Genomic DNA, 1092 nt, shown 5'->3' on the forward strand with positions numbered 1-1092 from the left:
ACAAGTGAGACTCTGAGCGAAGCAAAATAGGGGAACCACTTCTGGCAGAGGAGGTTCCCCGGATGCAGCTTATCACAGTCGGCAAAGAGGTCTTTAGAGGCGCCAGGAAAGCTTTAGAACTGGCCGAGGCCGGCGCAGGTGACCCCATGGTCCAGGAACGCCTGCACAAGCTCAAGCTTGTGCAGGCCCTGAGGGAACGTAAGGTTGGCTGGGCAGAGGTGCAGGAGCTGGTGGGGATCAGCCGGGCCAGCTACTACCGCTGGAAGGGAAGACTCAAGGACCAGGGACTCACCGGCCTGAAATCCAGGAGTAAGAGGCCCCAGCGCCTGCGGGGCAAGGTGCATTGGAGCCCCGAGCTGCTGGTGCAGGTGGAAGGCTTGCGGAAGGAGAACCCCACCTGGGGGCGCTGGCCCATCTGGCTTTCCTTGCGGAAGGCCGGCTATACCCTAAGCGAACGCACGGTGGGGCGCATCCTGGTCTACCTGGAGGGCCAGGGACGCATAGAACGCGTGGCCAGCTTTCTGGCCCGGACGAGGAGGGGGAAGTCCCAGCGGAGGGCGCCTAGGCCCTACGCACAGCGGAAGCCTCAGGGCTATGAGGTCAAGGCCCCTGGGGACCTGGTGCAGGTGGACACCCTGAGCGTGCGCTTGGGGCCCGGGGAGGAGGTCAAGCACTTTTCTGCGGTGGAGCTCTCCACCCGCCTGGCCTGGGCTGAGGTGCACCGCCGGGCCACGGCCCAGACGGCGGCAGGGTTTCTGCGGGCTTTGGTGGAGCGGTGTCCTTTTCCCATCCGGGCGGTGCAGGTGGACGGGGGAAGCGAGTTCATGGCGGCGTTTGAGGAGGGCTGCCAGCGCCTGGGCATCCGGCGGTTTGTGCTGCCCCCTCGGCGTCCTAAGCTCAACGGCCATGTGGAAAGGATGCAGCGGACCTTTCGGGATGAGTTCTATACCCGGCCTTTGCCCACGGGCGTAGGTGAAATCCAGGCCGAACTGGAGGACTACCTGGCGTACTACAACGGCCGAAGACCCCACATGGCCCTGGAAGGCTTGGCTCCCCTGGAGTTCCTGGCTAAACTACAGGCGGAGTCGGTTC

General features: G+C 64.3%; 1 protein-coding gene. It reads left to right on the top strand.

Going from position 1 to position 1092, the window contains the following annotated elements; all coding sequences use genetic code 11:
- Nucleotides 1–62 precede the first annotated feature (62 nt).
- The coding region (locus ABWU19_RS14855) for an integrase core domain-containing protein (protein WP_435902409.1) at nt 63–1092 on the top strand (1030 nt) is incomplete at its 3' end.

Origin of the sequence: Meiothermus cerbereus, from assembly GCF_051297115.1 — a bacterium.
GTDB lineage: Bacteria > Deinococcota > Deinococci > Deinococcales > Thermaceae > Meiothermus > Meiothermus cerbereus_A.